The 25,853-nt window shown below is 43.0% G+C and carries 15 protein-coding genes; 5 read left to right on the top strand and 10 right to left on the bottom strand.

The window, feature by feature from the left end; all coding sequences use genetic code 11:
- The first annotated feature begins 77 nt into the window (after nucleotides 1–77).
- The 3 genes from JMN32_RS24990 to JMN32_RS24980 all read left to right on the top strand — a co-directional run bounded on the left by JMN32_RS24990 (nucleotide 78) and on the right by JMN32_RS24980 (nucleotide 1,301).
- On the top strand, nucleotides 78–395 hold the full coding sequence (locus JMN32_RS24990; protein WP_202859143.1) for a hypothetical protein: 318 nt from the start codon (nucleotides 78–80) through the stop codon (nucleotides 393–395).
- Nucleotides 396–410: 15 nt separating this feature from the next.
- Nucleotides 411–836 carry a DUF3108 domain-containing protein gene (locus JMN32_RS24985; protein ID WP_202859142.1) on the top strand — a complete coding sequence of 142 codons (426 nt, stop codon included), beginning with the start codon at nucleotides 411–413 and terminating at the stop codon, nucleotides 834–836.
- Between the two features lie 105 nt (nucleotides 837–941).
- Nucleotides 942–1,301 (top strand): winged helix-turn-helix transcriptional regulator, encoded by a 360-nt coding sequence (locus tag JMN32_RS24980; RefSeq protein ID WP_202859141.1) that lies wholly within the window; start codon nucleotides 942–944, stop codon nucleotides 1,299–1,301.
- Here JMN32_RS24980 and JMN32_RS24975 read toward each other — a convergent pair.
- Both JMN32_RS24975 and JMN32_RS24970 read right to left on the bottom strand, forming a co-directional pair.
- Nucleotides 1,277–1,795, bottom strand: coding sequence for a lactoylglutathione lyase family protein (locus JMN32_RS24975; RefSeq protein ID WP_202859140.1), 519 nt, complete (start codon nucleotides 1,793–1,795; stop codon nucleotides 1,277–1,279). The genes JMN32_RS24980 and JMN32_RS24975 overlap by 25 nt on opposite strands.
- An 863-nt stretch (nucleotides 1,796–2,658) precedes the next feature.
- Entirely contained in the window at nucleotides 2,659–2,994 is a 336-nt protein-coding gene (locus JMN32_RS24970) for a hypothetical protein (RefSeq protein WP_202859139.1), read from the bottom strand.
- 599 nt (nucleotides 2,995–3,593) lie between these two features.
- On the opposite strand from JMN32_RS24970, the gene JMN32_RS24965 reads away from it, so the two are divergent.
- Nucleotides 3,594–7,499: a hypothetical protein gene (locus JMN32_RS24965; protein ID WP_238354624.1), complete on the top strand. Its 3,906-nt coding sequence runs from the start codon at nucleotides 3,594–3,596 to the stop codon at nucleotides 7,497–7,499.
- 12 nt (nucleotides 7,500–7,511) lie between these two features.
- On the top strand, nucleotides 7,512–8,606 hold the full coding sequence (locus JMN32_RS24960) for an outer membrane protein assembly factor BamB family protein (protein WP_202859137.1): 1,095 nt from the start codon (nucleotides 7,512–7,514) through the stop codon (nucleotides 8,604–8,606).
- Nucleotides 8,607–8,956: 350 nt separating this feature from the next.
- Here the strand turns inward: JMN32_RS24960 and JMN32_RS24955 are convergent, their stop codons facing one another.
- From JMN32_RS24955 to JMN32_RS24920, 8 genes are all read right to left on the bottom strand, one after another.
- Nucleotides 8,957–9,799, bottom strand: coding sequence for a trypsin-like serine peptidase (locus tag JMN32_RS24955; protein ID WP_202859136.1), 843 nt, complete (start codon nucleotides 9,797–9,799; stop codon nucleotides 8,957–8,959).
- 94 nt (nucleotides 9,800–9,893) lie between these two features.
- Nucleotides 9,894–10,385 (bottom strand): NUDIX hydrolase, encoded by a 492-nt coding sequence (locus JMN32_RS24950; RefSeq protein WP_202859135.1) that lies wholly within the window; start codon nucleotides 10,383–10,385, stop codon nucleotides 9,894–9,896.
- Nucleotides 10,386–10,509: 124 nt separating this feature from the next.
- Entirely contained in the window at nucleotides 10,510–11,331 is an 822-nt protein-coding gene (locus JMN32_RS24945) for an aminoglycoside phosphotransferase family protein (protein ID WP_202859134.1), read from the bottom strand.
- Entirely contained in the window at nucleotides 11,328–12,146 is an 819-nt protein-coding gene (locus JMN32_RS24940) for an aspartyl/asparaginyl beta-hydroxylase domain-containing protein (RefSeq protein WP_202859133.1), read from the bottom strand. The genes JMN32_RS24945 and JMN32_RS24940 overlap by 4 nt, the downstream gene beginning before the upstream one ends.
- A complete protein-coding gene (locus tag JMN32_RS24935) occupies nucleotides 12,136–19,272 on the bottom strand; it encodes a type I polyketide synthase (protein WP_202859132.1) in 7,137 nt (2,378 codons plus the stop codon). The genes JMN32_RS24940 and JMN32_RS24935 overlap by 11 nt, the downstream gene beginning before the upstream one ends.
- Before the next feature lie 215 nt (nucleotides 19,273–19,487).
- Complete coding sequence (locus JMN32_RS24930; protein WP_202859131.1) at nucleotides 19,488–20,897, bottom strand: hypothetical protein; 1,410 nt, start codon at nucleotides 20,895–20,897, stop codon at nucleotides 19,488–19,490.
- A 23-nt stretch (nucleotides 20,898–20,920) separates the two neighbouring features.
- Entirely contained in the window at nucleotides 20,921–24,892 is a 3,972-nt protein-coding gene (locus tag JMN32_RS24925) for a hypothetical protein (RefSeq protein WP_202859130.1), read from the bottom strand.
- Nucleotides 24,893–24,894: 2 nt separating this feature from the next.
- A complete protein-coding gene (locus JMN32_RS24920) occupies nucleotides 24,895–25,851 on the bottom strand; it encodes a hypothetical protein (protein WP_202859129.1) in 957 nt (318 codons plus the stop codon).
- Nucleotides 25,852–25,853: the final 2 nt, after the last annotated feature.

Raw genomic sequence — 25,853 nt, 5'->3', positions numbered from 1 at the left:
CTGATGCTTGACTTGTAGAGGAGTACGCGTAACTATTCATAACTGAGGCCGTTGACTACAATTAAAAAACAACTTTTATGAAGAAATTAATAATGGTGCTCTTGTTACTATTAACCTTTGCAGGTTATGCCCAAACACAAATTGATAGTGTAAATACCTTAAATCAGGTGTTGAAATTCAATCAATTAAATGAAACTACTAATACTTATCTGGTATATTTTCAAGATTCTATTAGTGGCCCTAAACGTAACATGGAAATATGGGAAAGAACAATTACCAAAGTTCAAAAAAAGGGTGTTTATAAATTTATTTGGAACCGGTACCTTTCAAATGGATCATATGTAAATTGTGAAATCCTGTCTGATATCAACAGCTTTAAACCTATAAGTGAATAAAAACGGATTTATAAAATGCAAAATGATTCGTTAATAGCTCAAAATAGATACTTTATTTATGAAAGTAATTCTATTTTTACAAGCTCTGATAAGAATAAGCATGATGGAGATTCATTCAGATTAGATGATTTAAACAATTCATTTAATTGGGAAATGGATATGGAAACCTTTAGTATGTTGCCTTTTGAAAAGGACAAAACATTTGCTGTTAACTTCTACCATCCGGGTTCAAAATCTTTACCAGAATATTATCTATATGCTGTAAACAGAAGTGAAGAGATTGAATTTAATGGCAAAAAATATGATTGCTGGGTTTTGAGAATAGACTATACCAGTGGAAACGGACATACGGAATTTTGGATTGATAAGAATACCAAAAGAACTATGAAAATGAAAGAAGTTTATAAAGACATACTTCGAATTAAAGTCCTGATAGTATAAGTTAATTTGCTGTTAGCAACGAATGTCTTAGAGACCATCATAAGCTCAAAATGCCTTTGCCGTATTGTGTTAATCCCTGTTCCTAAGAATGCAAAAACAGACAATATGAAGTCAGAAAAGATAAAATATCAAGGTAAGGAGTTTAATTGTTCTCTTGCATTTGTTCTTCATTTGATAGGAGATAAATATAAAACATTGATTCTTTTTCATTTGAAAGATGGTGCCCGGAGATCTGGAGAATTACAAAAAAGCATTGCTGATATATCTAATAGGATGTTTACCTACTCCATCCGGGCACTGGAAAAAGACAATTTGGTGAAGAGAAAAATTTATCCTGTTACACCTCCAAAAGTAGAATATGAATTAACAGAAGACGGCGAATCACTTATCCCCATTATTTTGAATTTGGATAAATGGGGACAAGAATTTGCAGACGAACATTATTTATATGCCCCGGCCGAATAGTGTAATTCGTAAGAGTGAGAGTATATTTCAAAAACGGTTCCGAAGGGATCTTCAACATAGCACATTCGATAAGGTTTATCTCCCGGATAATATTCCCGGATTGGCATTCTCTGTTTACCCCCGACATCAACAATCTTCTTTACCAGACCCTCAACATCAGGATCCTGGATAGAAAAGTGAAATAAACCACTGCGAAATGGCTCGAAATGAGGCTTGAGGTTCTCGCTCTCTTTAAACTCAAACAGTTCTACACCAATTCTATCACTTGTTGAAAGGTGGGCAATTTTAAATGTCCCCCAGCCCTTGCCAAACACATCTATGCACATTTGACCTATGGCTGTTTCATTTTCTTCCTTTACTATTGTAGGTTCCATGATTACATAAAGCCCTAGCACTTCGGTATAAAACTTTACGGCTTCTTCAATATTAGGAACAGTAATTCCAATGTGAGAAAATGATTTAGGGTAAACTTTTGTTGGTTCGTTATAATCCATTTTATCTTTTATAGTTTTAAAATTTAGGTGAAACTAGGTGTTAATATATTGAAAGTAAATAGGTTACATTCTGTGCAGATAGTTACATCGGTGTGTATTTTTAACATTGTCAAGAGTTTATAAGAGAAAGAAATTTTAAATAAAATGAGGGTGATACTTTCGGAGAGGTACGAGAAGCAAATCATTCATAATAAAAATATTGAAACCATTTTTATCCCTGGTTTTATGCTATCATTATTTTGCAACAGCGGGCTGTAGTGACGGCGATGGAGCATTACTCCGATTCTTGATCCTATACTCCTTTCAGACAACATTGATGAGGAACTACATCTGGAAAATAACATTACTGAGGAAGGGTGCCAGATTACATTGTGGATGGGTTTTTAGAGGTCAATGTAGGTCTGATTACCGACCCTGGAGCCTGTTTTGTATTTACTGCCAATATGCCGGAATTTGAAGCAAACTAAACCATTGCCTTTAAGCAGGATTATTCAGGGCCAAACTACGACATCATTATCGCCATTGGTCCCTTTTTAATTGCCGAATGGCATAAGAAGAATTTATACATGTGGTCAAAAATTCAAAAACATATTAAAGAAAATGATAAATCCATGTTTTTGCTTTTTCATAACCTGAAACTACTCAACCTTGGGTATTGATAAGTAACTCTTAGATGACGGAGGGTTTTAGACTGAGAAAAGACAGGCCTTGAAGAGGTATGGACTTCTTAATGAGCATCAGTTGAAGTAAAAACAGAATATTGACCTTTATTTGATTGAAAGTGGTTGAAGCGGATACTACCAGTGGGAGTCTTGAGAGATTTAAAAAGGTGGCGCAAGTTACCAACTTGCGCCAGAGTTGGATCAACATCCAGCAGTACGATGATTGGTTTCCCTGAATTCTTCCCATTGCCATGATGAAGCCGGAATACCGCAAACCCTTCTTTCCACATCATAGTATTCATAGCAGATGCATTGCCCCTGATACTCAGCAGTGCATCTTGACCCTGTGCCTACCTTCGACCATGAAGTGCAAACAATATCTGCTTCAGTCAAAAGTATTTCACAGTTCATCTCTTCTACGCAAGTTAAATCGGCATTGTCCGAAAGGTTTGCCAGACCTAATTGGCTGTTGCCGAAAAAGGCAAACGCAAACAGAAAAGCAGCAACAAAGGAAATTTTTACAATTGGAGTTTTCATAATAGGTGGGTTTAGTTGATAAATAATGAATTTGGTTGGTAATTAATTTAACTTAAAAAAACCGTTAAATGGGAGGAGTGTAATATAAACCCTGAAATTGGATAAAAACATGTGAACTGAGAGGCCAACACGAAACTTCTTACTTTCCAAGCGAAGTCTCCCGCAGGTCTCGCAGAGGATCTCGCGGCTACAAAATCTCCTGAAGAGCAAACTGATTTTAGACTAAGTGTTATACAGTCTAAAATTAAAGGAGGATCTGTTGCAAAATTATGTAATATTAATCACTTAATTTGGATGATTTGCAGTGTATATTAACATTTTATGCCCAAAATTGGAGTTAAACTTAAATTTTCAGGGTGTAAGTTTATCGGTTAAAATGATCTTTTATAACTAACCGATAGCTATAGCTTTGTAAATCATTTAAATCATGTAAGAAATGGTTTTAGTGCAAATTATTTGCGCTGTTGATTATTCTTACTCCCTGACTTAAACAGCCCCACAATTTTATTAATTGCCTTGCAGGCTTGAAGAAGCCGAGGAATAACTATGCTTATTTAAGCTTATCAACTGCTGGGGAATAAATGATACAAATAATCAGGATGAAGAACCAATACCAATATAACTATTCCTCGATTCTTGCCATGTTGATGGCGCTTTACCTGTTCATGGGAGTAGCTCATAGTACATTTTCCCAGGTCTATCCCATAAATGCTACCACACAGATAGCACCGCCGTACTCCGTATTCATCAGCGACTATGTAGCGCCTGGGTCAGAACAGCTTAAACTTAACCTCTTTCTTCGTGACCTTACCGAGCCGGTCTATGATGTGAGACTCAGACTAGTGATTGAAGGGCAGGGGGTCAGGATAGAAACTTCACCAACCTATAACCCTCCGCCCATAACCATCGAAGGAGGACTTTCTACCTGGCTGGATGCTACTGACCTGGCGCCGTTGTTTGAGAGCAGGAACCTTATTTTTAGCGGCTACAGCAAATCGGAGTTTGAAAGATATGGCAGGTTGCCCGAAGGATTTTATCAGTTCTGTTTTACCGTTTACGACTACCGCCACCCTGAAATACAGCTTTCACAGCAAAGCTGCCAGAACCTCTGGCTGGTACGCCCTGACCCACCCATGCTCAACCAGCCCGCATGTGCCGCTGAGCTTGAGCTGAATGAGATGCAGCAATCGGTGATTTTTCAATGGACACCGATGGCTATTTCACCTAATTCCAGCTTTACAACAGATTATATTTTCAGATTGTATGAGATCCGTTCTGAAGGCCGAAACCCTGCGGACATTGTGCTCAGTACCAACCCGATCTATGAATTACAAACCGCTGAAATGAGCCTGCTCTACGGTGTAGCAGAACCACCCTTGGTACCGGGCATGGAATATGTCTGGCAGGTTCAGGCGATAGACCTTGGTGGGAGAGATCGTTTTAAAAACAATGGCTACAGTAAAATCTGTACTTTCAGGGTGGCCGAAAATGAAGAGCCGCTGCCTGAACCAGACGAGTTTAAGGCCTGGGGGCTTAATGAAAGCATGGGGATGGCTTCATGGATTCCTTCCCTGGAACCAGATGGTTACACGGTAGAATACAGGCTGGCGGACAATCCGCAGGCAGAATGGTTTGTGGAAGAACTACAGCTCCCGCCGGATGCACAACTAGCAGACAGCATGTACGTGGTACTGCAAGACCTGATGGCTCAAACGGCCTACGAGGTTCGTATTGGTAGTAAGCGGGGTGCCTTTGTCAGCTCATGGACGGAAACCAAAAGATTCACTACCCTTCCACCCCGGGAATTTGCCTGCGGAGATCCTCAGGAGGTTCAACAGCCTTTGAATACCACCCCGCTTATTTCTGCCATTCGTGGTGAGGTGTTTACCGTAGGTGACTTCAATATGAGGCTTACTAAAGTAACGGGAGGTGACGGAGTGTTTTCAGGCTATGGCTCGGTTGAAACCCCATTCCTTGGGGTCAATCTCGCGGTGAAGTTTGACAATATTAGGGTCAATGAACTGTACCAGGTAGTGGACGGTGAAGTGATTGCCCTTTCGGATGGTATTGATGGTTTGATTGAGGCTTGGGAAGATGATGAGGGCATTGATTCCGATGATGATGATGAAAACACCAGCGATGAGAGCAGTGATACCAATGATGACTTTGATGGCGTAGATATTGATTATGACGGGGAAATCAGTGATGTGACAGTGGGTGATGACGGGGTAATTGTAGTGACAGATGAGAGCGGAATGGAGCATACCTATGAGCAGCCTGTTGACCTTGAAACTGGGGAGAAGGAGGATGTCAGGTTCACTGATGGGTCGGGAGATACCTGGATTGTGGATGGTGAGGGGAATGTGTTGCAGGGAAATGGAAATGTTACGGATGATGAAACAATTGATACTGAAAAAGAACTAATTAAAGAAGCTTTAGAATACTTCAAGCAGGAAATTACCATATATCTAGAAAACAGTGAAAAGGGACCTTTGGATGAAGTGTTGCTTAGAAGAATACAATCATTACCTGATTGTCTACCAAAGGATGAAGAAAAACTGCAAGCTATTTTGGGAAAAATTGATGATCTAATTAATGAACCTGATAATCTATTAGCATTAATAAAAGAAGATGACATCAATGGGCCTCAGGTTGAACTGATGGTTGATCAGCTCAAAGGCAAGCGGCCTCCTTATAGCAGTGAGCTTTCTGAGGAGCAGTGGAATCAATTAATTCAAATGTTATGTCCTTATCTTGTTGAGGAGGAAGAGCTGCCAGAGTTAGTAAGCATTGTACCAATTACTGATGAAGAATTTACGGCTGGTATTGATGATGACAAATTAGAAATATCCTACTCTATAAAAACAACTGACAAGTATCCACTAAAATACGCCAAGCTGGAAATCTATAAGAATGATGGAACTTTAGCGTATTTAAATGATCAGGATATAAAGATTTCAGAAAATGCATTGTTTTATTGGGATGGAAAAATGAATCAGGGAGATAGTAAGGATAAGTATATCAGATATGATGAGTCCCCTTTTGAAGTAAGGGTTATAGCTAGCTCAAACCAAGAGTTTAAGAACGAATTTTTAGCAAAATCAAAAGGAAGTACAAATAAGTATGTAGATGAATGGCGTGATAATCAGGAAATGCACAAACATGTAGCGAGTCATCCAAAATGGACCAAGTTTGAATACTATATTGAAATGAGAGACCAAATTGTCATCAAAATCAGTGGAGATGACGAAACTTTTTTAAAGGATTACAATAATAGCCCATTGGACTACTACAGTAAAAATATCAAAACAATTTCTTTTTTGGGACAAAACATAGATGTACATAATAACTATTACAATGTTCTTAAGGGTATTGAAAATTCAATGGGAGGACCAAGTTCCGCTTATTACAATAACAAAAAATACGGTATAGGTGGATTTAGCATTAGGTTTCAAAACTCAGAACCAGTGATAAGTAATCATGCCTTTGGCATGGCTTTGGATGTTGATTTTAAATATAATCCACAATTATATAATAGAGCACTATTTATGATAGGATTGCTCTCTAACATAACCCTTGTAAAAACTGTATCATCGGTCGATGAAATGAAAAAGGCTAATAGTTTAATAATGGATATGAAAATATCGAGGTCAGATATCAAAAACATAGAGTCTGGCTATAAGGTAATAGAGGAACATAGAGATAGATATCAGGGAATTGATTTGCAACTGATCGGAGCAATGAGTGAAGAATCAAAAGGTCTTTATAAAGAATTTATAGAAATTTATAATAGAACAAAATTTTTGAGTAACGAGAGACATTTTTTTGCAAATCCTGAAAGATATACTGAAAAAGAAATCAAGGCATTAAAAGAGGAATTTTACCAAAAAATACCTGAGAAATTAAATATGCTTCTGAACAAAATAAATTCATTTGATAAAGATAAAATATCGATTTATAGAAAAATCATTAAAGAAGGCTATGGACCAGCCATGTTACTTGATGTTCATATAAGACCTGACTATCAATCTTTAATATCCGATCTTGATAATTCTGAAAAGTTAAATTCAATTAATGTTGTAATAGACAATCTTCTGAGGGTTACAAGATCAGAAGACATACCGGCAGACTTTACTGCACAAGTTGGTGAAGTAAATCTGACGTTTAGTAATTCATCAAGCTTGAATAAGGTACTCAATCATATAAATAAGGTTAATAATGATTATCAGAAAGCATTTGGGCAGATAAATTCTTATTCAGAAATTATTAAATGGTTTGATAAAGGAACAGTTTTTTCATTTTACTCTATTGCATCATTAAACATATTTGATTTTTATATACAACTCTCTGAGATTGGCTTTTTTAGATTAGATAAGGCATTTGTAAACGAATTTATCAAGCCTGAGTACTTAGGTAAGATAAGGTGGGGAGGGTTCTATAAAACAAAGTCAAAAGATTGGATGCATTTTGAATATATTGATAAGCAAAGATTTATTGTAGATTAACCTAAAGATTTTATGTTTAGAATTATAATTGTTTTAACTGCAGTTTTTTACTCACAAGCACTGTACTGCCAATCTTATCCTACTTTAGATAATATACTAAAATTGATATGGGTTGATACATTATCAACAAAGGACTACAGAGATGCTCCAATTATTAAAAATGGTGTATTGTTCCATCATATCAATCAAGATTATGGATTTGAAGTTACAAGTGGAAAAAGGATTCCATTTACCAATGAAATCAAGGAATACACTTCCGACAGTTTGCTGTTTTTTGATTCAAAAAATGAGGCCAAAATAGTTAATGTTTTTACAGGGTACGATGTACTAAATGTAAAAAAAAGAAATGGTGGTTATATAGGTTATCGATCACCTTCTATGATATCCGATTCGTTGGTTTATATACCTGTGAATGATATGAAAATTATTGCATATAATGTTTTTACTGGGAGTCAGGTTTTTGAAAAAGAATTAGATAGCCCAATTTATACTAAACCAATTGTTTATAAGAATAATGTGGTTTTTGCGGAAAAAATGAGTATTCAAGTTATTAATGGGGTAACGGGTGAAGATGTCTGGTCATTTAATTTGAACGGAAAAATACTATCTAATTTAGAAATGGATGGAGATGATATATACTTCTGGGTTAAAGGCGATGGAGTGAAAAGTCTGTCACTTAAGTATTATAATTTAAATTGGTCTTTTAATGAAGTATCCACTGAGATGCGAAGCTATAGCATAATCATTGATACTGCCCGAATTTACTTTAATAGCGGTAAGGTTTATGCCTTAAATAAGAATAATGGGGATGTTGTATGGGAAACGGAAAACAACTGTGGTGTAAATGGTACCTTTTTAAGCATTCAAAAGAAATTTTTATTTTTCTATGAAAATTGCGATAACCAGCAAAACATTTTAACAGCTATTGATATCTCAAATGGGGTAAAGAAATATCAAGGATTTACTTCCAACACTTATCCTCCTAAACCTGGTTTAGGTATTCACTTTTTCGATATGGTAGAAATGCGCTTGGTTAAAGAAGATACTGCAGATTATTTAATAGGAGTCTTCGATGATAAAATCTACGGATTTAAATTGATGAAATAGCCTATACCACTAAAGCATGCGTTTAAATATCATGATCTTAACTGCATTTACTTTTTAGCGTAGCGATCCTAAGACCTAAAATGAAATAGGACGTCCGCTCAAAAAGATATAGGGGTCTGTGGCGGACGCTACCAGGGTGGTTATGTATTCTGGAGCATAGCCAAAGATAAGTTTTAAGAAGAAAACACATGAGATATACTGAAGACTTCCCGAAAAATGGGACAATGTTAAAATAGGAAAAAACACTAACACCCCACTTGCATCAATCATGATAAAGGCTACTATCCACAAAAAAACCGGTCATCCACAGACAACCGGCTTTTCCAATATAAGTACCATCCTCAAACAATCTAAGTAGCCAGCTCCAGGAAGTTTTCCGCATAAATGATCCCTGCAGTCAGGTCTTCATCATTTTCGTAGGTTCTGTAGCCATAGCAATCATTTTTCTTGGCCCAATCAGTGATTTCTGAAGATCCGCTGACCAATATGCCTACCACATTTCCAGTTTTGAAATTAACAATAGGACTTCCCGAGTTACCGGGAAAAAAGCTTATCCATCCTTTGAGGTCATCCAGATCTCCATCTGTTTCAGCGATCTTGCCCTCGCTAAATTTCATGGGCTGTCCCAACGGATATCCAATCATTTGGATCACATCATTGGGCTTCAGTGATCGCTGCTCGGAAGTAGGAGCACAGGTGAAGAAATTTTGGACAGACTGCTTGGTCCTGATGATACAGATGTCTTTTTCTGTGTTGTATTCGATAGCAGTTACATCAAGCATGTTATAAGTGAAACCGGAGCTTGGAGAAGACTTCCTGAAGTACCCCGACATTAGCTTCAGCTTGCTAAAATCTGTGGGCTTGGCATCTACCTCGTTGAGCACATCTTCTACTACATGCTTAGCCGTGATAAATGTCTTTTTGCCAATCGCAAATGCCGTACCCGTCATCCAGACGGCTGTTTCCGCAGCGATATCAGGACACAAAGTGCCCTGACCGCCACCGGGGTATTTAGGGTCATTTGTGTTGTAATAATAACCACTGGTTTTGGTGGTTAAAGAACCATTTTTACTGTTCAGAAATTTCTGCCCCACGGCACATACAATACATGTTGCTTCAGCTTTCTCCTTGAGGTCTACCGGCATCGCTTTATCATAGTAGTCTACCGGGTAGAATTGATTAAATATTGCCATAATTATGGTTGTTTATGTGAGAGGTTTATTTAGAGTGCAGGCTTTCATCAGGACATTTTTAGCAATGTCCAAGATAGCCAGTCGTTGAAGCTGTTTAATCTTTTACAGTACCTTCAGAAGCGGTCTCAGCCCACTTGATAGCCGCATCGAAGGCTTCGTAAGTGGTGGACTCCTCAAATTGTTGCGTTGGTGTGATTTTTAACTTTCTGAGGAGATCTTTGATGTCATCCCCTGCATCAAACTGCACAAAAAATTTATCGATGCTTGCCATTTCCGGATTTTTAAGTGGCCCCAGAAAATTATTTCCAGAAAAATTCTCAGCCACATAAAAACTGTATGTGCTGCCTGCTACATTGGTCCTATATACCTGAGTCAGGGCCCCCGGCTGCAGAGAGATCTTTTCATCACTTTCTTCCCGCATCTCACGAGCTATTGTGTCACGATCAGATTCTCCCGGATCTTTTGTGCCTCCAAAAAATTGAGGCATTCCTCCGTATTCGCGTCCTTCCCTCTTAATGGGGAAATACAGGTAACCATCATCTTCGCTAGTAGAAGCAAATAGAATTGCATAAGCTTTGTTTGGCATAATTGAAACTGTTTTATGATTAGTAATTGAATTAATTCCGTTTCATGTAGTAGGTATTATAGATTGAAAATAAGTTAAGTATGTAGCTTTTGTCGGCATAATTTTCGGTTTTAGCATCGTCAGTTCACGTGGCCAGAGCCCCCAGCTGTTTTCGTATGTATTTTTCAGTCCAATCCTTTTCCTCCATGGAGACTTTTGTGAATAGTCTGGTGGCTGCCACGGGTATTAACCAGTCCCGGATCTGACCGGAAGAGGTGTTGGTGAGCTTCATATATTCTTGCAGGTAGAATTTTGCAAATAGCTTTCTGTATTTGTTGTGCAGCTGAAAGTAATAAGAGGAGGTTTTGAGAATAGGAGCAGGGACGGGATGCTCCTGCACCAGTACGGCATGTACTACGTCCGCGATGGGGTTCCCCCTCAAAGCTTCCTGCCAGTCCAGGATTACCGGGCCATTTTTAGAAAATATGATATTCTCCTGATGAAAATCATTGTGACAAACCCTGTCGGCATCAGGCAGGTCCTTAAATAGTTTAAGTATCGTTTCTGTCGTGTCATGCCCCAATCGCCCGAGACTGTTGAGTATCGTTTTTTCCATAAACTCACGCTGGCTGGGGAAATCAGTTACCGAAATACTATGCAGGTCCGCCTGAACCTGGGCGAACTTCTGTGCATAAGTTTTGATTTTATGTGGCGACTTCCTGAGTATATTGGTGATGGTTGGCCCCTGGATATGCTCCATAACGATCCCCTCGCGGCCGTTGAAGTGAATGATGTCCTTAACCGCAGGTACCGGTAACCCATAAGCCTTGGCCGTCATGGTATTATTGGCCTCCCGTTGTATATGCCGGCTGCTGATCTCTTTTCTAAATAGCTTCACCAAAGTGCCTGAGCCGTAAGTGAAAATTTCGGCGCGATCCCCGGCTGATACCAATTCACCCATTTTCATTTTGGCTGGCGTTTAAGTGAAATACGTTGAAAAGGCAGATATATAAACATGACGGCCCGTACAAAGTGGTAGATCATTTTCTTGATGTACCGCTTCCTACGGCGCAGGAAGTCATACTTTTGATAGAGCATCTGCACAGCAGCCGAAGCCAGCACATGAGCGCAGATCTCGTTCTTTCTATTGCTGAATTCCGGGCGCATAACGTCCAGAATCATGATGTACCTTCTTTCGGAGGTATGGTTCCAGGCCGTGTGGGTCCTGGCATCACAAAAAGGGAGCGTTTTTCCTTCTTCCCACGCTCTGATATCGTTATCTACCTGGAAACCGCAGTCCGGTAAGGTACCCGGTATGGATAAGCCCATGTGGCACCTGATCACCGCATCTGTATCGCCCTGATGAGGGTTGATGTTGGACTGCGGCTCCAATATACTCAGCGATGCAGAAGTACATCCCGGTAAAGACTTGAGTATCTTCATCGTCTGAGGGCAACGGTTACAATTATTGTGGTTTTTCATGTTCCAGAAGATTAGCCCCATGGTTTTCCACCTTTTGGGAGGGAAAGACATCGATTTGTTAATCTTATAAGGCTGTAACCGGTCCGGGTGCTCTTCGATCAGGCCAAGCAACTCGTCACGGATTATCTTCCAGTTGTCCTCCAGCATTTTGGTCCAGGGTAATTGCTCCCGGTTGTAAAATGGAGGGTGATCTCCCTGGTATCTACCACCGAAAATACTGTACCAGGGTTCTGCATCCGGATTTCTTCGGATTTCTTCTTTTTGTTTTTTGGTAGCTACCTCAGGGGTATCAATGTACATTTGAGAATTCATTTAAAACTATTTCAATTTCGTCAGACCAATAATTACTCAGTTGTCCCTCTATCAGACCCACCAAAACAGCATGCTGTTCATTGACCAGGTCATGTTCTCCCGGTATGTATGAGATTTTGAAATCTTTAAGTGAGAAAAGTGCCCATTCCCGGACTTTTTCAGGAGACATCAGAGGATCAGATTCACCCACAATGACCATCAACGGAGCAGATACAGCTTCATTACCAGGCTGGTAAGTTTCCAATATCTGAATATCAGCCCTTAAAAGCTCTGTGGTTCTTTCCAATGCCAGACGCCGCTCCCGGTCATGAGTGGTGCCTTCGTATTTCTCCATGACAGCATCTATAAACTCAGTCTGAGGCAATTCATGGATCGGTTTTCCCTTCCGTGTTCCCGGCGCATTGCTTCCAGACAGGAACAGATGATCAGGGGTACGTTTGCCTGCTTTTTGGAGTCCTACATAGCATTCATAAGCCGTTAAGGCGCCCAGGCTATGTCCAAAGAATGCATAAGGTCCTTCCGGTGGTTCAAAGGCTTCGACAAGACCTGAGACCAATTGATCCATAGACTTGCATGGCTTTTCTCCCGTCCGATCATCTCTGCCAGGAGACTGGATGCCGATCAGTGTAATGTCTGGGTGAATCGTATTGACCCAGGACTGAAAGGCCAGAGGTCCGGAGCCTGCGTAAGGGAAGCAATAGAGCGTAATCGCCGTTTTGCCCTCCGATGCTTTGAGTACCTTAAACCAATCGCCCGGGGGAACATCTTCAATGTCTTCATGGGTTACAGGTGCCTCTTTCTGAATGGGCTCTTCTACCATGATTTCTTCTGTTTGCTGAGGTTTATAGACCAGTTCAAACAAGTGGTCGGAAACCGCTTTAATGTGCGGGTAGTTGTAAGCCAGGGTGTTGGGTAACTTGACCTGGAAATACTGTTCCAACTTGGTGGCCAGCAAAATGGCCATGAGGGAATCCATACCCAGAAAGTTGAATCGTTTGTCATCAGGTATATCATCTATTGATTCGATCAGCATAACTGACCTTAGTTCCGTACGGACTACCTCTTCAATCAGCTCCCGGGCCTTTTCCGGAGAAGCACTCAGCATATGATCCAGGTGACCAGGAGAGACCCCTGAGGCAGAGCTTATTGATGTTTGGGCAACCTGTTCAAATAAAGAAGGTTGCAAGGTGAAATCAATGAACGATCGGTATTTTTCCCAATTGATTTTGCTGATCAGGGATAAAGGCTGGCCGGAGCCAAGCTGTAATTCCATCGCACTCAGCGCTTCCTGAGGGGGCATCAGCGTAAAGCCCATTTTGTCCAGCACCTCCCTTTCTTCTGGTTTGGCGCTCATGCCTACCTGGTCCCACGGCCCCCAATCAATGCAAAGGCTCTTTTGACCTGCTCCAAAGCGGTATTGGCTCACAGCATCCATAAAGAAATTTGCCGCAGTATAATGGCTGAGGTTGACTGATCCCCACAAGGCTGAAACGGAAGAGTATAAGATAAAGCAATCCAGATCATGCGGCTTGCTTAGCTGGTGAAGTGCCCACGTACCGGCCACTTTGATGTCAAGAGTATCAAAAAATTCCGATTCATTCAGTTCCATGATTTTGGCAAACCAGTTGACTCCGGCTGCATGCAGGATGCCGCGAACAGGTATGTCACGATCTTCAAGAGAAGAGAATAGCGCTTCCAGTTTAGGGATATCGCGAATATCCAGGCTGGCTACCTCTACCGTAGCGCCTTGCTCTTCCAGCGATAGTAATTGTTGCACTACTTCGTATTGGCCATGATCGGATGGCATTGATACCCAGTCTGTTCTGGGAGGTAGGCTTCTGCGACTAATTAAAATCACATGCCGAGCACCTTTATTAACAACCCAGGAGGCAGTTTCCAAACCTAAGCCACCCAGCCCCCCGGTAATGATGAAAGCTCCGTCATTGCGGAAGGTTATGGACTCTTGAAGTGTCGGATTAGTCGGTACTAATTGTTCTACATATTGATTTCCCTGCCTGATGACAATGCAATTCTCGTTTTGAGTTTGAAGAACTTTACTCATAATTTGAGTGGCTTTTTCTTCGGGGTTGACCTTTGGCTCAAGGTCAATCATCCCGCCGCGCCACTCGGGATGTTCCAGGTATAGTGTTTTGGCAAAACCCCAGAGTGGTGCAGCAGTGAGGTTGAGAGAGACCGCTTCTTCCGGGGTCACCTGTTGCGTTCCCTCAGTAACTACCCATACTGGAGGGGTAATGACAACCCGCCTGAGGGCTTTAAGAAATGGAATAAAAACACCTAGACTCTTTTGCGTAGCCAGTTTAAGGTCATCCGTATCCAGCAACATGCCTGTGCGGGAGAAGCTTTTGGGGTAGAAAACCACCTTCCAGGCATCTACATTGGCCCGGCTTTCACTGGTTACTATTCTATTGAGTACATTAAAAGTAGCTGCCATATCCATGCCATAGGAAAGCACCGCATCAGGCTTATGGGCATGCTTTGTTTCCATGCCTATCCAAAATACCTGGTGCCCTCTTTTTCTGATCCCATCCAATAATGCCTGTAATGCAGGAGTATCTTCACCCAGAATAATCCAGGAAATGTTGGTTCTTATATCTTCAATTTCATCAGGCTGGGCCAGTTTTCCTTTTTTGACCCAATTGAGATCATAATGAATGGTCGGGGCGGTGTCTGGCGCTGGCTCATTTACAGCCGCCGGTTTGTAATTAGGGTTGTATATGGGACCAGCAAATGCAGAGATATTTTCGGCTTCCAGCCCTTTTACCCAATAAGACTGATGGTTAAACACTATCCCAGGAATCATTTCAGGGTGCTTTTTGCCATGAAGCAAAGTTTGCCAATGAACAGACCAGCCCTCCTGATAAAGTTTTCCCACGGAATCAAAAAAGTGATAGGACTCTGAACGACTACCTTTAGGGGAGCTTAATGATCTTAGCAATACCAGATCTGATCGATTCAGGCATTCTCTAACTGCTACCAGGGTACCTGAGCCAGAGCCAACTTCCAGGAAGTGACGGATGTCTTCCTGGTCTAAAAGGGCTGCTGCCGAAGAAAATTGGACGGTATGACGTAAATGTTTTACCCAATGATCAGCATGAGGTGCCTCGCTCATGGCTTTGCCTGTTGTAGCAGAAATCCACCGCTTCACCGGGCGGACAAAAGTGAATTGTTCGATATATTTCAGGAAGGGTTCTAGAATAGCATCCAGGAGATGGCTGTGGAATGCCATGTTCACCTGCAGAGGGTGGACTTCAACACCCTGGTTAGTGAAATGCTCCATTAACCGATCCACTTCTGCAGATTCACCAGAGATAACAGTTTTTCCAGGGCTGTTGATTACAGCTATTTGTGCTTTTTCCGTATTCAAAATCTTTTCAACCTCTTCAGGACTAGCAAAAAGGGTGACCATCTTTCCTTTATCAGGAAGGTTGTAAACCAATTCGGATCGTTTCAGGAGAATCTTCATACCAGTTTCCGGTTCAAAGCACCCTGCGAGGCATGCGGCTGCATATTCCCCCAAACTATAACCCAGCAGGATATGTGGAATAACCCCGCACTCTTGCCAAAGTGTTCCCAGCGCGTATTGAATGGCAAAAAGAATAGCCTGCTGGTACTTATCCTGCCAGGCTTCATATTCCAGCTTTTCGAATGCGATCTGTTGTAACGACATGGGCAGCCCCAAGTCCTCGGTGACTTGGGCACATCGGTCGAAAGCAGCTCTGAAAATAGGCATCTGCGTGTAAAATTCTTTGCCCATATGCAAGAATTGCTCACCCTGACCGGTAAATAGAAAACATATTTTATGATCCTTGGCTGGTTGCATGCTTGCCGGATCAGCGATTCGAATAAATCTTTCAAGCTGGTTCTTGATCTCCGCTTTATCCTGTGATAAGAAGCATTGTCTGTATTTCAGGTGCGACCTGCATATAGCCTGGGTGTATATCAGGTCAGATAAGGATATACCAGGGTTTGTCTCCAGCCATTCCACCCAATGCTGAGCTTGTTGTATCAACCCTTGAGAGGTGTGGGCTGAAATAGGGAATGGCAGGTGGACTGATTTTTCTAATGATACATCGCGCGTCTTAGAGGTATCCAGGTTGTGTTGGGGTGCCTCCGCTTCCTCTAAAATGACATGAGCCAGAGATCCTCCGAAACCAAAAGAACTTATGGCACTGCATCTTTTTTCATTCGGGTTCCATTTCCGGGACTGGACGGGAATCTCCAGTCGTGTGTTTTCCAGGTGAATACGTGGGTTCAGTTTTTTGACATGAATTTGAGGTGGAATTTGCTGATGTTGTAACATGAGCAATACCTTGATGACACTGGCTATGCCTGCAGCCGTTTCCAGATGGCCAATATTGGCTTTTACTGATCCTACGTAACATTTGTCCTTGGCAGGGTCTCCATACAAAAGCCCTAACTGTTCCAGTTCTACAGGGTCACCTGTAGGTGTTCCGGTACCATGGGCCTCCAGGTAATTGATCTGTTTACCTTCGAGGCCTGCTTCACTTAATGTACGTGTTATGAGCTTGTGCTGTGCGGCACCATTAGGGTAGGTGATGCCCAGGCTATGCCCGTCCTGACCTATGGAAGAACCTTTGACAACCGCTAGTATGTGATCTCCGTCCTTCAGGGCTTCAGATTGCCTTTTAAGCATGACCAGTCCGCAGCCCTCTGAACGAACATATCCGTCTGCTTCGGAATCAAATGTTTTGCATCTGCCTTCTGGCGACATCATGCCAAACTGTGAGAGTGTGATGGTGGTGCCGGGAGAAAGAATAGCATTTACCCCGCCAACAATAGCTTGGGAACAATCGCCTCTGAGAATGGCTTGAACACCCAAATGAAAAGCGGTGAGTGATGAAGAGCAAGCAGTATCTACCGCCAGGCTGGGGCCTTTCAGATCATAAAAGTAGGATAGCCTGTTGGCAGCTACACTGTTTGAGTTGCCTAGGCCAGAATAGGCATTGAAGCCATTCATATCAGGGGTAAGCTTTATTTTCATGTACAGGTAGTCATTGTTGGCTATCCCGACAAATACCCCCGTGTTAGAATTTTGCAGGTCTTCCTTTTTCCATCCCGTATTTTCCAGCAACCTCCATGAAATTTCCAGCAGCATCCGTTGCTGAGGGTCAATTTCAGGGGCTTCGTAGGGCGAAATACCAAAAAGACCCGGGTCAAACTGGTCAATATGATCTGTCAGTCCGGACCACTTGGTATTCATCCGTCCGGGCGTTGCTGCTTTTCGGTCATAGAAAATGTCGTTATCCCATCTGCTTTTAGGTATTTCAGAGATGCCATCTACGCCCTGTACCAGCTGCTCCCAAAACTGCTCAGGACTGTCTGCTCCTCCCGGGAACCGGCAAGCCATTCCCACAACTACTACCGGATCCTCATTTGGCGATGTTTGAGGCAAAGGAGTGGTGTTTTCTGTGGAATGCAGGACTTGTAATTCCCCAGCCAGATGGAGTTTTAAACATTTTTGCCTGGATATCTTGTGATTAGAAGTTTTGGGAAGCGTTCCCCTGGCGATCAGGTGAATGGCATCCGCTGTTATGCCATAGCTCTCCGTTAGATTGGCTTGAATGCCTTCGGTAATCTTGTGATAGAGGTTGGGTGGCGTATGCCGGTGTGTTTCCTGAAACACCAGCAACCGTTCCCGGCCTGGTCCGATTTGAGCTACACATGCAGTAAGATCGTTGCTTTGTAACAAGTCCTGATTGTGTCGGACAGCATATTCGAGGTCTTCTGCACTGTAGTTAGCACCTCTAACGATTACAATTTCTTTTTTTCTTCCGGTGATATAAAGAAACCCGTTCTGAATAAAACCCAGGTCTCCGGTGGCGATTATCCTTTCGTGATTACAGGAAGTGTCATGTGGCTCACTTTCCAGATATCCGATGGAATTATAAGGGGCCTGGATGATAATCTCCCCTTCGTGTCTGTCAGGAAGCACGTTGCCGCTTTCCGTATCTTGTATGTATATGGTCCCGCTTTCCTGATCTATTTTATAGGGTGTTAAGTTTCTTTGAAAAGAACCAACCGGCCTGTTAATAAAGTGATTGCTGAGATCATGTAAGCCTTTACCACCTCCGGCAACCAGCAGAGTAGCTTCTGCCAGACCATAAACAGGACGGATAGAATTGGCTCCAAAACCTGTGATGGCAAATTTTTCAGTGAAGTTCTGTAGAATGTCATAGGGTACTGTTTCAGAACCTACATACAAATGCTTAAAACAACTCAGGTCCCAGGCTTTTGAAATTGCAACTTTTCGGACGGACATTTCTAAGGCAAAAGTAGGTGCAGCCGCTGCGGTGCCCTGGTAATCGTGTATGGCCTGGAACCAACGCTCAGGAGATGATAGGAAGGATGCAGGCGGGAGAAAAACCCCAAAACCGGATTCATAAAGTACAGTGAACAGGTGCCCTACCAGCCCCATGTCGTGGTGGAACGGCAGCCACCCAACTACCCTTACCCTTTCCTGGCGCTGAAAGACCCGGTACATCTTAGCTAGGTTTTGCAGCACTTGCCGGTGCGTGAGCATTACCCCCTTAGGGCTACTTGTTGAGCCTGACGTATATTGGATGTAGGCCAGGTCGTCTGGAGAAGCATCAGGTAATGTCAACTTGTTTGGAGACTGTTTATACATAGGCTCCAACGAAAGTACCTTTACTGGTGAAGTGATTTCATGGTGCAAAGTCTCGAAAATAGATTTTTGGCTGTCAGAAACCAGTATTGTAGAAGCGTTTCCTGATTGTAGGATACTTTGTATCCGATCCATACCAGTTTGGTCTCGTTTATGACGGATGGGAGGGAGAGGGGCAGGAACGCACCCTGCCAGTATGCACCCAAAAAAACCGATAACGAAATATGCTTGGTCTTCTATAGGTAATAAAATTACTTCACCTTTGGTGGTTTGATTGACCAGATGCTGTGCAATATGGATGCATTTTTCTTTTAGATCCTGGAAAGTGAAGTTTTGAGTTTCTGTAGCTTGCTCGTTTAAAAATAAAAGGACTTGTTCTTCTGCTTGCTTCTCAGGAAAATGCAATACCATATCCTGAACAAGTCTTCTTTTCTTATTTTTTTCTTTCATGTGTATAATGTTTGGTTTTCATAAGTCACATGGAACTTGCGATAAACTTTATTCACCCTCAGCGTGGTATAATTTCAGGGTGCTTGAAATTTATGTTCATCTCATGTGCATATGATTTTAGCATTGAGATCCGGGTACGCCCTTTCACTCAATACTCACGACTAAGTATTCAGCCCTTTTCTATTTGCCTATTGTTTTTGTTTGCTCCCAACGTTTTAGGCTTCTTTTACAGTTTCTTTCTTCGATTCGGTTTTTTTGTCCACTGCACTCGGTGGGATTTCCAGAACGCTCCTTATAGATTGACCATTATTGCCCACCCCGGTTAAGGTCACTGATTGGGCATCTTTAGGGATCGGGCTGGTACCCTTTTTTATTTTGCCTTCATCAATGGAAGTGCCTCCCGGGTCCAAAGTAAGTGACTTTAGGTTGGCAGTGATCCATGACAGGTTCCCATCCACTACTTCAAAATATTGGATCATAGGGTGTGTGGTGTCTTCGGTGTCTAGGTAAAATATATCCTGCTTGTACCCTGGCTGGTGGATGGTTAAAGTCAGGGAGTTGTTTCCATAATTAGGATCGGCAGCCTTCCAGTGAATAGGATCCATTTTAAAGGCAATTTCTGTAAGGTCATCGTTTTTGTATTTGATGTATAATAGCTGGACAGGGTTTACCTTGAATACAAAGTCGTGTTTTGCAGGAGTTTTAAATCCATTGACATGGAAAGAATAGGTTACTGTATCAGGCATTAATTGAGCGTTGCGGTTTCCCATATTATATATATCTGTAAGCTCGGTCCCCGGCGTGGATGTAAAAGGTGAGCGCGCATTGATTTTTCTGGATTGTAACCACTTCATTTCATTGCTGCTTTCGTACATAGTTTTCCAGGTGAGCGTGATCTCTTCTCCAGGGTTAACCGATTGGTTTTCAGTTGGGCTGAAAATAGTGATCAATGGAGGGACCTGTGTTAGTGTAATTGATTCTGGAGGAGATTGATTACCGTTTGCCCAGGCAGTAGCTACATAAGTTCTTTGAGCATTTGTATCTGAACCTATGCCAACAGCGTCACTACCTGAATAGGGAGGTGTTTCAAATGATTTTTCACCTTTTCCGTCAGGGTAGCCCGATATAACTACTTTGGTACTGGCAGCGCTCTTAAATTGAAGGTTGGATGTATGATCTAACCCAACGATAAGAGGATCCAGCCAAACAATTACGCCTAGCTCTTGCGCCTTTTTGCTAACGGGCACTGATGTTTTGCCTGAATTTAAATCAATGTATTCATTGATAACGACAGAAGCCGTACCGGTAGAGGCAGTGATAGGAACGTCGTTGAACATAACTTCAACAGTTTCCCCAGGGTCCAGGGTAGTATCTTCCGTAGCCGTAATGACAAAATTATCACCCACTTTATTGCAGGTGAATGGAGTAGTAACTTCACCTGTACCGAAGTCTAAATTGGTGACCAGGTCACTTGGAAAAGAAATATTGATCGTGTCTCCTCCACGACCTGCCTTAAAGGGTATAGACTTGCTTGAAATTGGGTTTTGTGCAACTAGCTTTAGGCTGTCTTTCGAGTTAACGAATACAGCGTTGGGTAGAAAGGAGTAGTCTAGTAGTGTGCTCATGGTTCTGTTTGCTAATGGTGGTCCTAATTGTTTTTATTGAAGTTGGAAAGGCTCAGCCATCCTTCTATTAAACTTAAAGGTTGAGGTGTCAGGGCGGCCTGAGCGGTTTGCTGTGTTACGCTCACATCTGGTTGCCATTCGGTAACATCTTTTCTGGCTACCCAGGCCCAATCACCCCGGACTTCGGCTGGAGTAGGCATTCTTATCTGACCCAGATCCAGAAGTAACGGACCTGTTCGGAAGGTGGCCGAAAGGTTTTCAATCGCCGCTGTCACCGGACCATTGGGAAGTGAAATGCTACTTCCTGGCAGGCTTCCGGGTATGATGGGCATGTCTCCTGTTGGGTCCATGATCACGGTAAGTTTTACAGGCCCCTGATTGGCTGCCAGCGATACCAGGTGATCAGTGATCACATAGCCGGAGGAAGGGGCAGGCCCTTTGGCTAAAGCCGACTTTACCTGATCCAGGGTTAGTGAAGCGCCTCCCGTTTTAAGTAGCCGTTGTAACTCCAGGGTCTGGCCCGTTGATCCATATACCTTATAAAACTTGGTGTAGTCATCGTTGACGAAATAGCCCATGACACCATTCTTTTTCATGAGGCTGTCACCAATGCGAACGTTAAATTTTACAGCGACAAATGGAGGGTCCTGTGGTTTGTAAGTGCCCTGGTCATCATAATATTCACCGGTCTGATACCATCCCTGGTTGTAGGAAGGGTCACCTGACAGGGTCAATTCAACTTCAGCTCTTACCACAGCAAGTGGTTTACCTAGCAGTATGGAAAGGTTATTTCCTTCCCGTATCTGGTTATTTAGCCACAAGGTAGAGTCGATGGCATTCATCAATTCGGTATAAGCCAGTGCGCCGGTGTTGGTGGTTCCGGTTGCTAAAAGTGCGTTGATGAAATTTTCAAGGTGTGTGTTAGGTAGAGTCGGACCTGCACCTAATGCGGTATTCGAACCGGGAGCAGCATCCCAGCGGATGGTCAAATTATTGTCATCTCCAGTTACTTCTCTCCGTACTTTGATCACCTCCCCCTGATTGTGACCACTGGCATCAAAGACCATTAAGGCATCATCAAGGTAATTGACCATTACCCACCCGCAGATAGGGCTGGTGCTGTCAGAGGAGTTGGTAAATATCTGATCATTATCGCTCTGCAAAAAGCGTGGGGTCATCACGGTGTCTTGCGAGATTCTTGGTGGTAGCTGACCAAATCTGCTAGCGTCACTTCCGTTATAATTCGGGCTGCTGGTGGTCATATCTGGTGACCATACAATATTTTCGATGGGATCGTCAGGTCCCAGTAAATTACTTTTACCTGGCAATATCTGGCCGTAGGAGTCTACCAACCATAGATCCAATACCTGGAAATGTCCTGACCGAATAGGGAAAAACGGACCTGCATTCTGCGTGTTCGTTGCCCCTGATACGGGATCGTAGTATGAATTTCCGGTAAGTAGGTTCTGAATGTTGGTATCCAGAGGTTGGTTTTTCATGGTATTCAACACGGTATTGAGCTGGAGGGTGAATCCTGCCATGGACTGTGTTACCAGGTCCATATAGGAAATGTTATTAGCTACCCATTGGAGGTTCTGGATAGTGTTTTTAGGCAGGTTTTTAAAGTTGGGATCATTTTTAAACGTGGTGAATTTGGTCTGGATATTTTGCGTTGTTTTTTGGTTTAAAACCGATCTGCCCTGAAAGACGATTTCAGGAGAAGGTGATTTCAACGTCGATCCCTGCCATGAATAATCCAGTTCCTCCAACTGCCAATCCTCCAAAGCGTCAGTCACTTCAGAAGAGGAGGGGAACCACTTGATTTTCCAGTCCATGAAGATAGGGGTCCATGGGTTTTTATCAGGCCTGAAGGCCACTCCAACCGGGTCTGGCAATAACCCTTCAAAGCCACAGGCTGCCGTTAGTGCTTCAGTAGGCGGCTGGGTTTCAAAATCGGTCCAGCAGGATGTTTGCTGGGTTTGAATTTTTTCCGTGAGTTCCTCCAACTGATTATTCTGGGGTGACTTTCCAGCTTTCTCAAAATAGATAGATGCAATCAGTTGTGCATTGCTGGTATCCAGTAATAGAGATTCCAGCCATAGACTCTGCACTTCTTTCGGAAAAGCATTCCAGCTTGCTAAAGTGATTTTACCCAGCAGGTCTTCCCAAGTGATAGAGATGGGGTCCTGCTGTATGGGACTATAGGTCACCATAATGGCAGTAATAGCCTGACCGGTGAAGCGGGTAGGCAATAACTGAGATTCTCCATTCACTTCAGGAGGAAGAAGTTTCATATCTAATTCACCACCACTGATCAGTACCACGGGGTCTGAAGGAGAAGCCACGGGTTCGAGATCAACGGCCTTTAAAATGTATTCGCTACCCAGGTCTGTCTGAAGGGTTTCACTGGAAGTCTTGATCGTATTTTGTAAAGTGGTTTGCTGGTCTTGGTTTTGAGTAAGAGAGCTGCTTACGGCTTTGATGCTGTTGTTTACTTTTTCAGTCAGCGTAGCCAGATCGTTTGGATCAATGGAAGACCGATTGTACTCCAGGTACTCTTTCTTCATGGCCAGAGCATAGAGTTCAAGCTGTTGGGTAGTAATGGTCCATCCAAGCTCATTGAGAGAAGCCTGTTCAGTGTTTAGCTGAGTGAGGGCCTGAGTCTGTGCCGTATTTAAAGGAATAGACTGTTGCCCCTGACGAGGGTTATCTGACAGAGGTGGAGTCGCTGACGATCCGTCTGACCTGACCACGATCCACTCCTGACCATGGTACTTTTTGTCAAACTTAGCATCATGGATCATGCTTTGCGCCCATTCCGGGTCCGTCTGTAGGTCAAATAGCAGATCACGTTGAAATGCTTCCAGGGCAATGGCCAGGTTCGGGATGTCCGCTTTGGTGATCCCTGACCCCGGAACCTGTGATGCTTTAGTAGCCATGTAGGTAGAAATGGCCTCTTCTGGGGTGTTGGCAACAGATAGTGTGGGTAACTTTGGCTTACCATCAGAGCCAATAGGAGCCCCTGTTCCATAGGATTTGTTTTGCCCTTTCCACTGCACAGTGGCTACCATAGAGTGATAGAGAGCCTGAGTCGGTAAATCAGGAGTTTCGGTTGTGATACCGTTTTGCTGCTGCCAGTTATGCCAGGCTTCTATCATGGCTTTAGCCTGATCGGGCAGGTTAAGTGCAGATGGGTCCCATGTACCGGTAAGTCCATATTGCTTTTGCCAGGCTTGCCAGTCGGCTACAGCCTGTTCCACATCTTCAGAAGTCCATTTAAATTGGTTTTCAAGAAAGGATAACCAGTTTTTGTCTGAATCGGTAGGGAAGTTATACAAAGGATCCGATTGAGGGTCTGCATACCACCCAATAATGGAGTAAGTATATGTTTGAGTTTCATCGGGAAGTTCGTCATGTAATGCAAATACATTCTGAACATTGTCATAACTCACCGCCCAGGTAATGTCCCCGGGCCCCACAGCCTTTACTTCAGCGGATCCGGAATTTTCTCCCGTAAATTGATCCAGAGGTACGTTAGTACCTATTTGGCGAACACCCAGGTTAGTATCTTCATAATAGGGATACTGGTTTACATTTTGAATGTTTCCGCCTGCATCAATCAGGATGTCGCTTTGAACAATCGTAGGAGTGCTTCCCGGAGCTTCTCCGGCACTGCTATATCCAAATCGGGTGATCAACCACCTGTTGGGAACCAGAGGGAAGTCTACCGGAGCCCCTTCAGTGGTTTGTTGTTTTCCCTGACGAAGGCTGTTGGGCAGGGTCCACATCAGGTGAGCTCCTACCGGAGGGCACGAGCCTTTGGAGAATGGAGCAGGCTGAGCCGTGCTGCCAAACATCCATAATCCGTAATAGTCATTTTTTAGGTTGGCCCATGTCGACTGTGCATTTACATCCCCCTGACCTATAAGCAATACATCGGTAGGGATGGGGATTAACAGGGAGGGGCCAGGCCAGACTGGAGATTTTTTGCTCATTTTTATTCTGTTTTTTTGTTGTTAGAAGAAGGGGTACAAGGAGGAAAATTGCTCCCTGATTCATAAGGTTGTTTTTGGGCGGTCTTGGTCATCTGGATCGCAAAACCACCTGAGGTTAACTTCCCGTCTTTGAGGGCACTTGATGGTAGTGTGCTAGTGATATTATCTACCAGACCTTTGGGATCTTTGGAGTCTTTGATATTTACGACGCCGGCAGGCTGATCATCTCCTGACCGGAAGGACCCATAGCCCTTTAGTTTAACACCGTGTTCGTCTTCAATTTGCACCCCTGCAGGGTAGCCACCCTCGCCAAGACCTCTCAGGTATAAGTGAAAATCACTTCCTTTTTTTGGAGGATCGTTAGGGAATAGTCCAAAGTGGAGGCCTTCTCCCGGTTGAATAAACTCTACTTTATCCGGCACACCGTCAAACAGGCAGAGCAGTGTGTTGGATGAAAGGGTATCCATACGGAGAATAGGTAGGGTTTTACCTTCTTGCGTGGGGTTGATCTCAATCCCGGGAAAGTCCGCTACAACCTGCGAGCGGAAAATAAAACCTGTGATGGGGCCACCTGTTTCACCGGAGTTGGCAGGGGGTACATCCCGCAAGCTTGATCTTAATTTTAATTGTGCCTCATCAACCTGATCGTATATCTGTTTAAAGAAGGAAAGGTTGAAAACGGCTTCGGCGGAAGACAGTACTCCTACGCTCATAGCCCCATCTACCAATCGATCCAGCCAGTTTCTATCCAGGTAAAAGAAACGGATGGACTCGGTGGGTAACAGCCTGATGTCAGGGACCATATACTCCACGGGTACGCCATAAAGGAGGGTGAGTTGAGCCAGCCAGTTCTTTAAGTTGTCGGGGAGTTCAGGAGGAGGATATTCCCCGGACTGCGCTTGGGCTAATTGTGTTACTATATCCGAATGCAGGTCTTCACGGTTTGTTAATGATGCCATGG

It is taken from the genome of Fulvivirga marina (assembly GCF_016775155.1).
Taxonomy (GTDB): Bacteria; Bacteroidota; Bacteroidia; order Cytophagales; family Cyclobacteriaceae; genus Fulvivirga; species Fulvivirga marina.
The sequence above is the reverse complement of the archived record's forward strand: the minus strand, read 5'-3'. Positions and strand labels throughout refer to the sequence as shown.

Bases quoted from the DNA above. Each gene is read 5' to 3' on its own strand.
- JMN32_RS24990 (WP_202859143.1), top strand. From the start codon at position 78: ATGAAGAAATTAATAATGGTGCTCTTGTTACTATTAACCTTTGCAGGT.
- JMN32_RS24985 (WP_202859142.1), top strand. From the start codon at position 411: ATGCAAAATGATTCGTTAATAGCTCAAAATAGATACTTTATTTATGAA.
- JMN32_RS24980 (WP_202859141.1), top strand. From the start codon at position 942: ATGAAGTCAGAAAAGATAAAATATCAAGGTAAGGAGTTTAATTGTTCT.
- JMN32_RS24975 (WP_202859140.1), bottom strand. From the start codon at position 1,795: ATGGATTATAACGAACCAACAAAAGTTTACCCTAAATCATTTTCTCAC.
- JMN32_RS24970 (WP_202859139.1), bottom strand. From the start codon at position 2,994: ATGAAAACTCCAATTGTAAAAATTTCCTTTGTTGCTGCTTTTCTGTTT.
- JMN32_RS24965 (WP_238354624.1), top strand. From the start codon at position 3,594: ATGAAGAACCAATACCAATATAACTATTCCTCGATTCTTGCCATGTTG.
- JMN32_RS24960 (WP_202859137.1), top strand. From the start codon at position 7,512: ATGTTTAGAATTATAATTGTTTTAACTGCAGTTTTTTACTCACAAGCA.
- JMN32_RS24955 (WP_202859136.1), bottom strand. From the start codon at position 9,799: ATGGCAATATTTAATCAATTCTACCCGGTAGACTACTATGATAAAGCG.
- JMN32_RS24950 (WP_202859135.1), bottom strand. From the start codon at position 10,385: ATGCCAAACAAAGCTTATGCAATTCTATTTGCTTCTACTAGCGAAGAT.
- JMN32_RS24945 (WP_202859134.1), bottom strand. From the start codon at position 11,331: ATGAAAATGGGTGAATTGGTATCAGCCGGGGATCGCGCCGAAATTTTC.
- JMN32_RS24940 (WP_202859133.1), bottom strand. From the start codon at position 12,146: ATGTACATTGATACCCCTGAGGTAGCTACCAAAAAACAAAAAGAAGAA.
- JMN32_RS24935 (WP_202859132.1), bottom strand. From the start codon at position 19,272: ATGAAAGAAAAAAATAAGAAAAGAAGACTTGTTCAGGATATGGTATTG.
- JMN32_RS24930 (WP_202859131.1), bottom strand. From the start codon at position 20,897: ATGAGCACACTACTAGACTACTCCTTTCTACCCAACGCTGTATTCGTT.
- JMN32_RS24925 (WP_202859130.1), bottom strand. From the start codon at position 24,892: ATGAGCAAAAAATCTCCAGTCTGGCCTGGCCCCTCCCTGTTAATCCCC.
- JMN32_RS24920 (WP_202859129.1), bottom strand. From the start codon at position 25,851: ATGGCATCATTAACAAACCGTGAAGACCTGCATTCGGATATAGTAACA.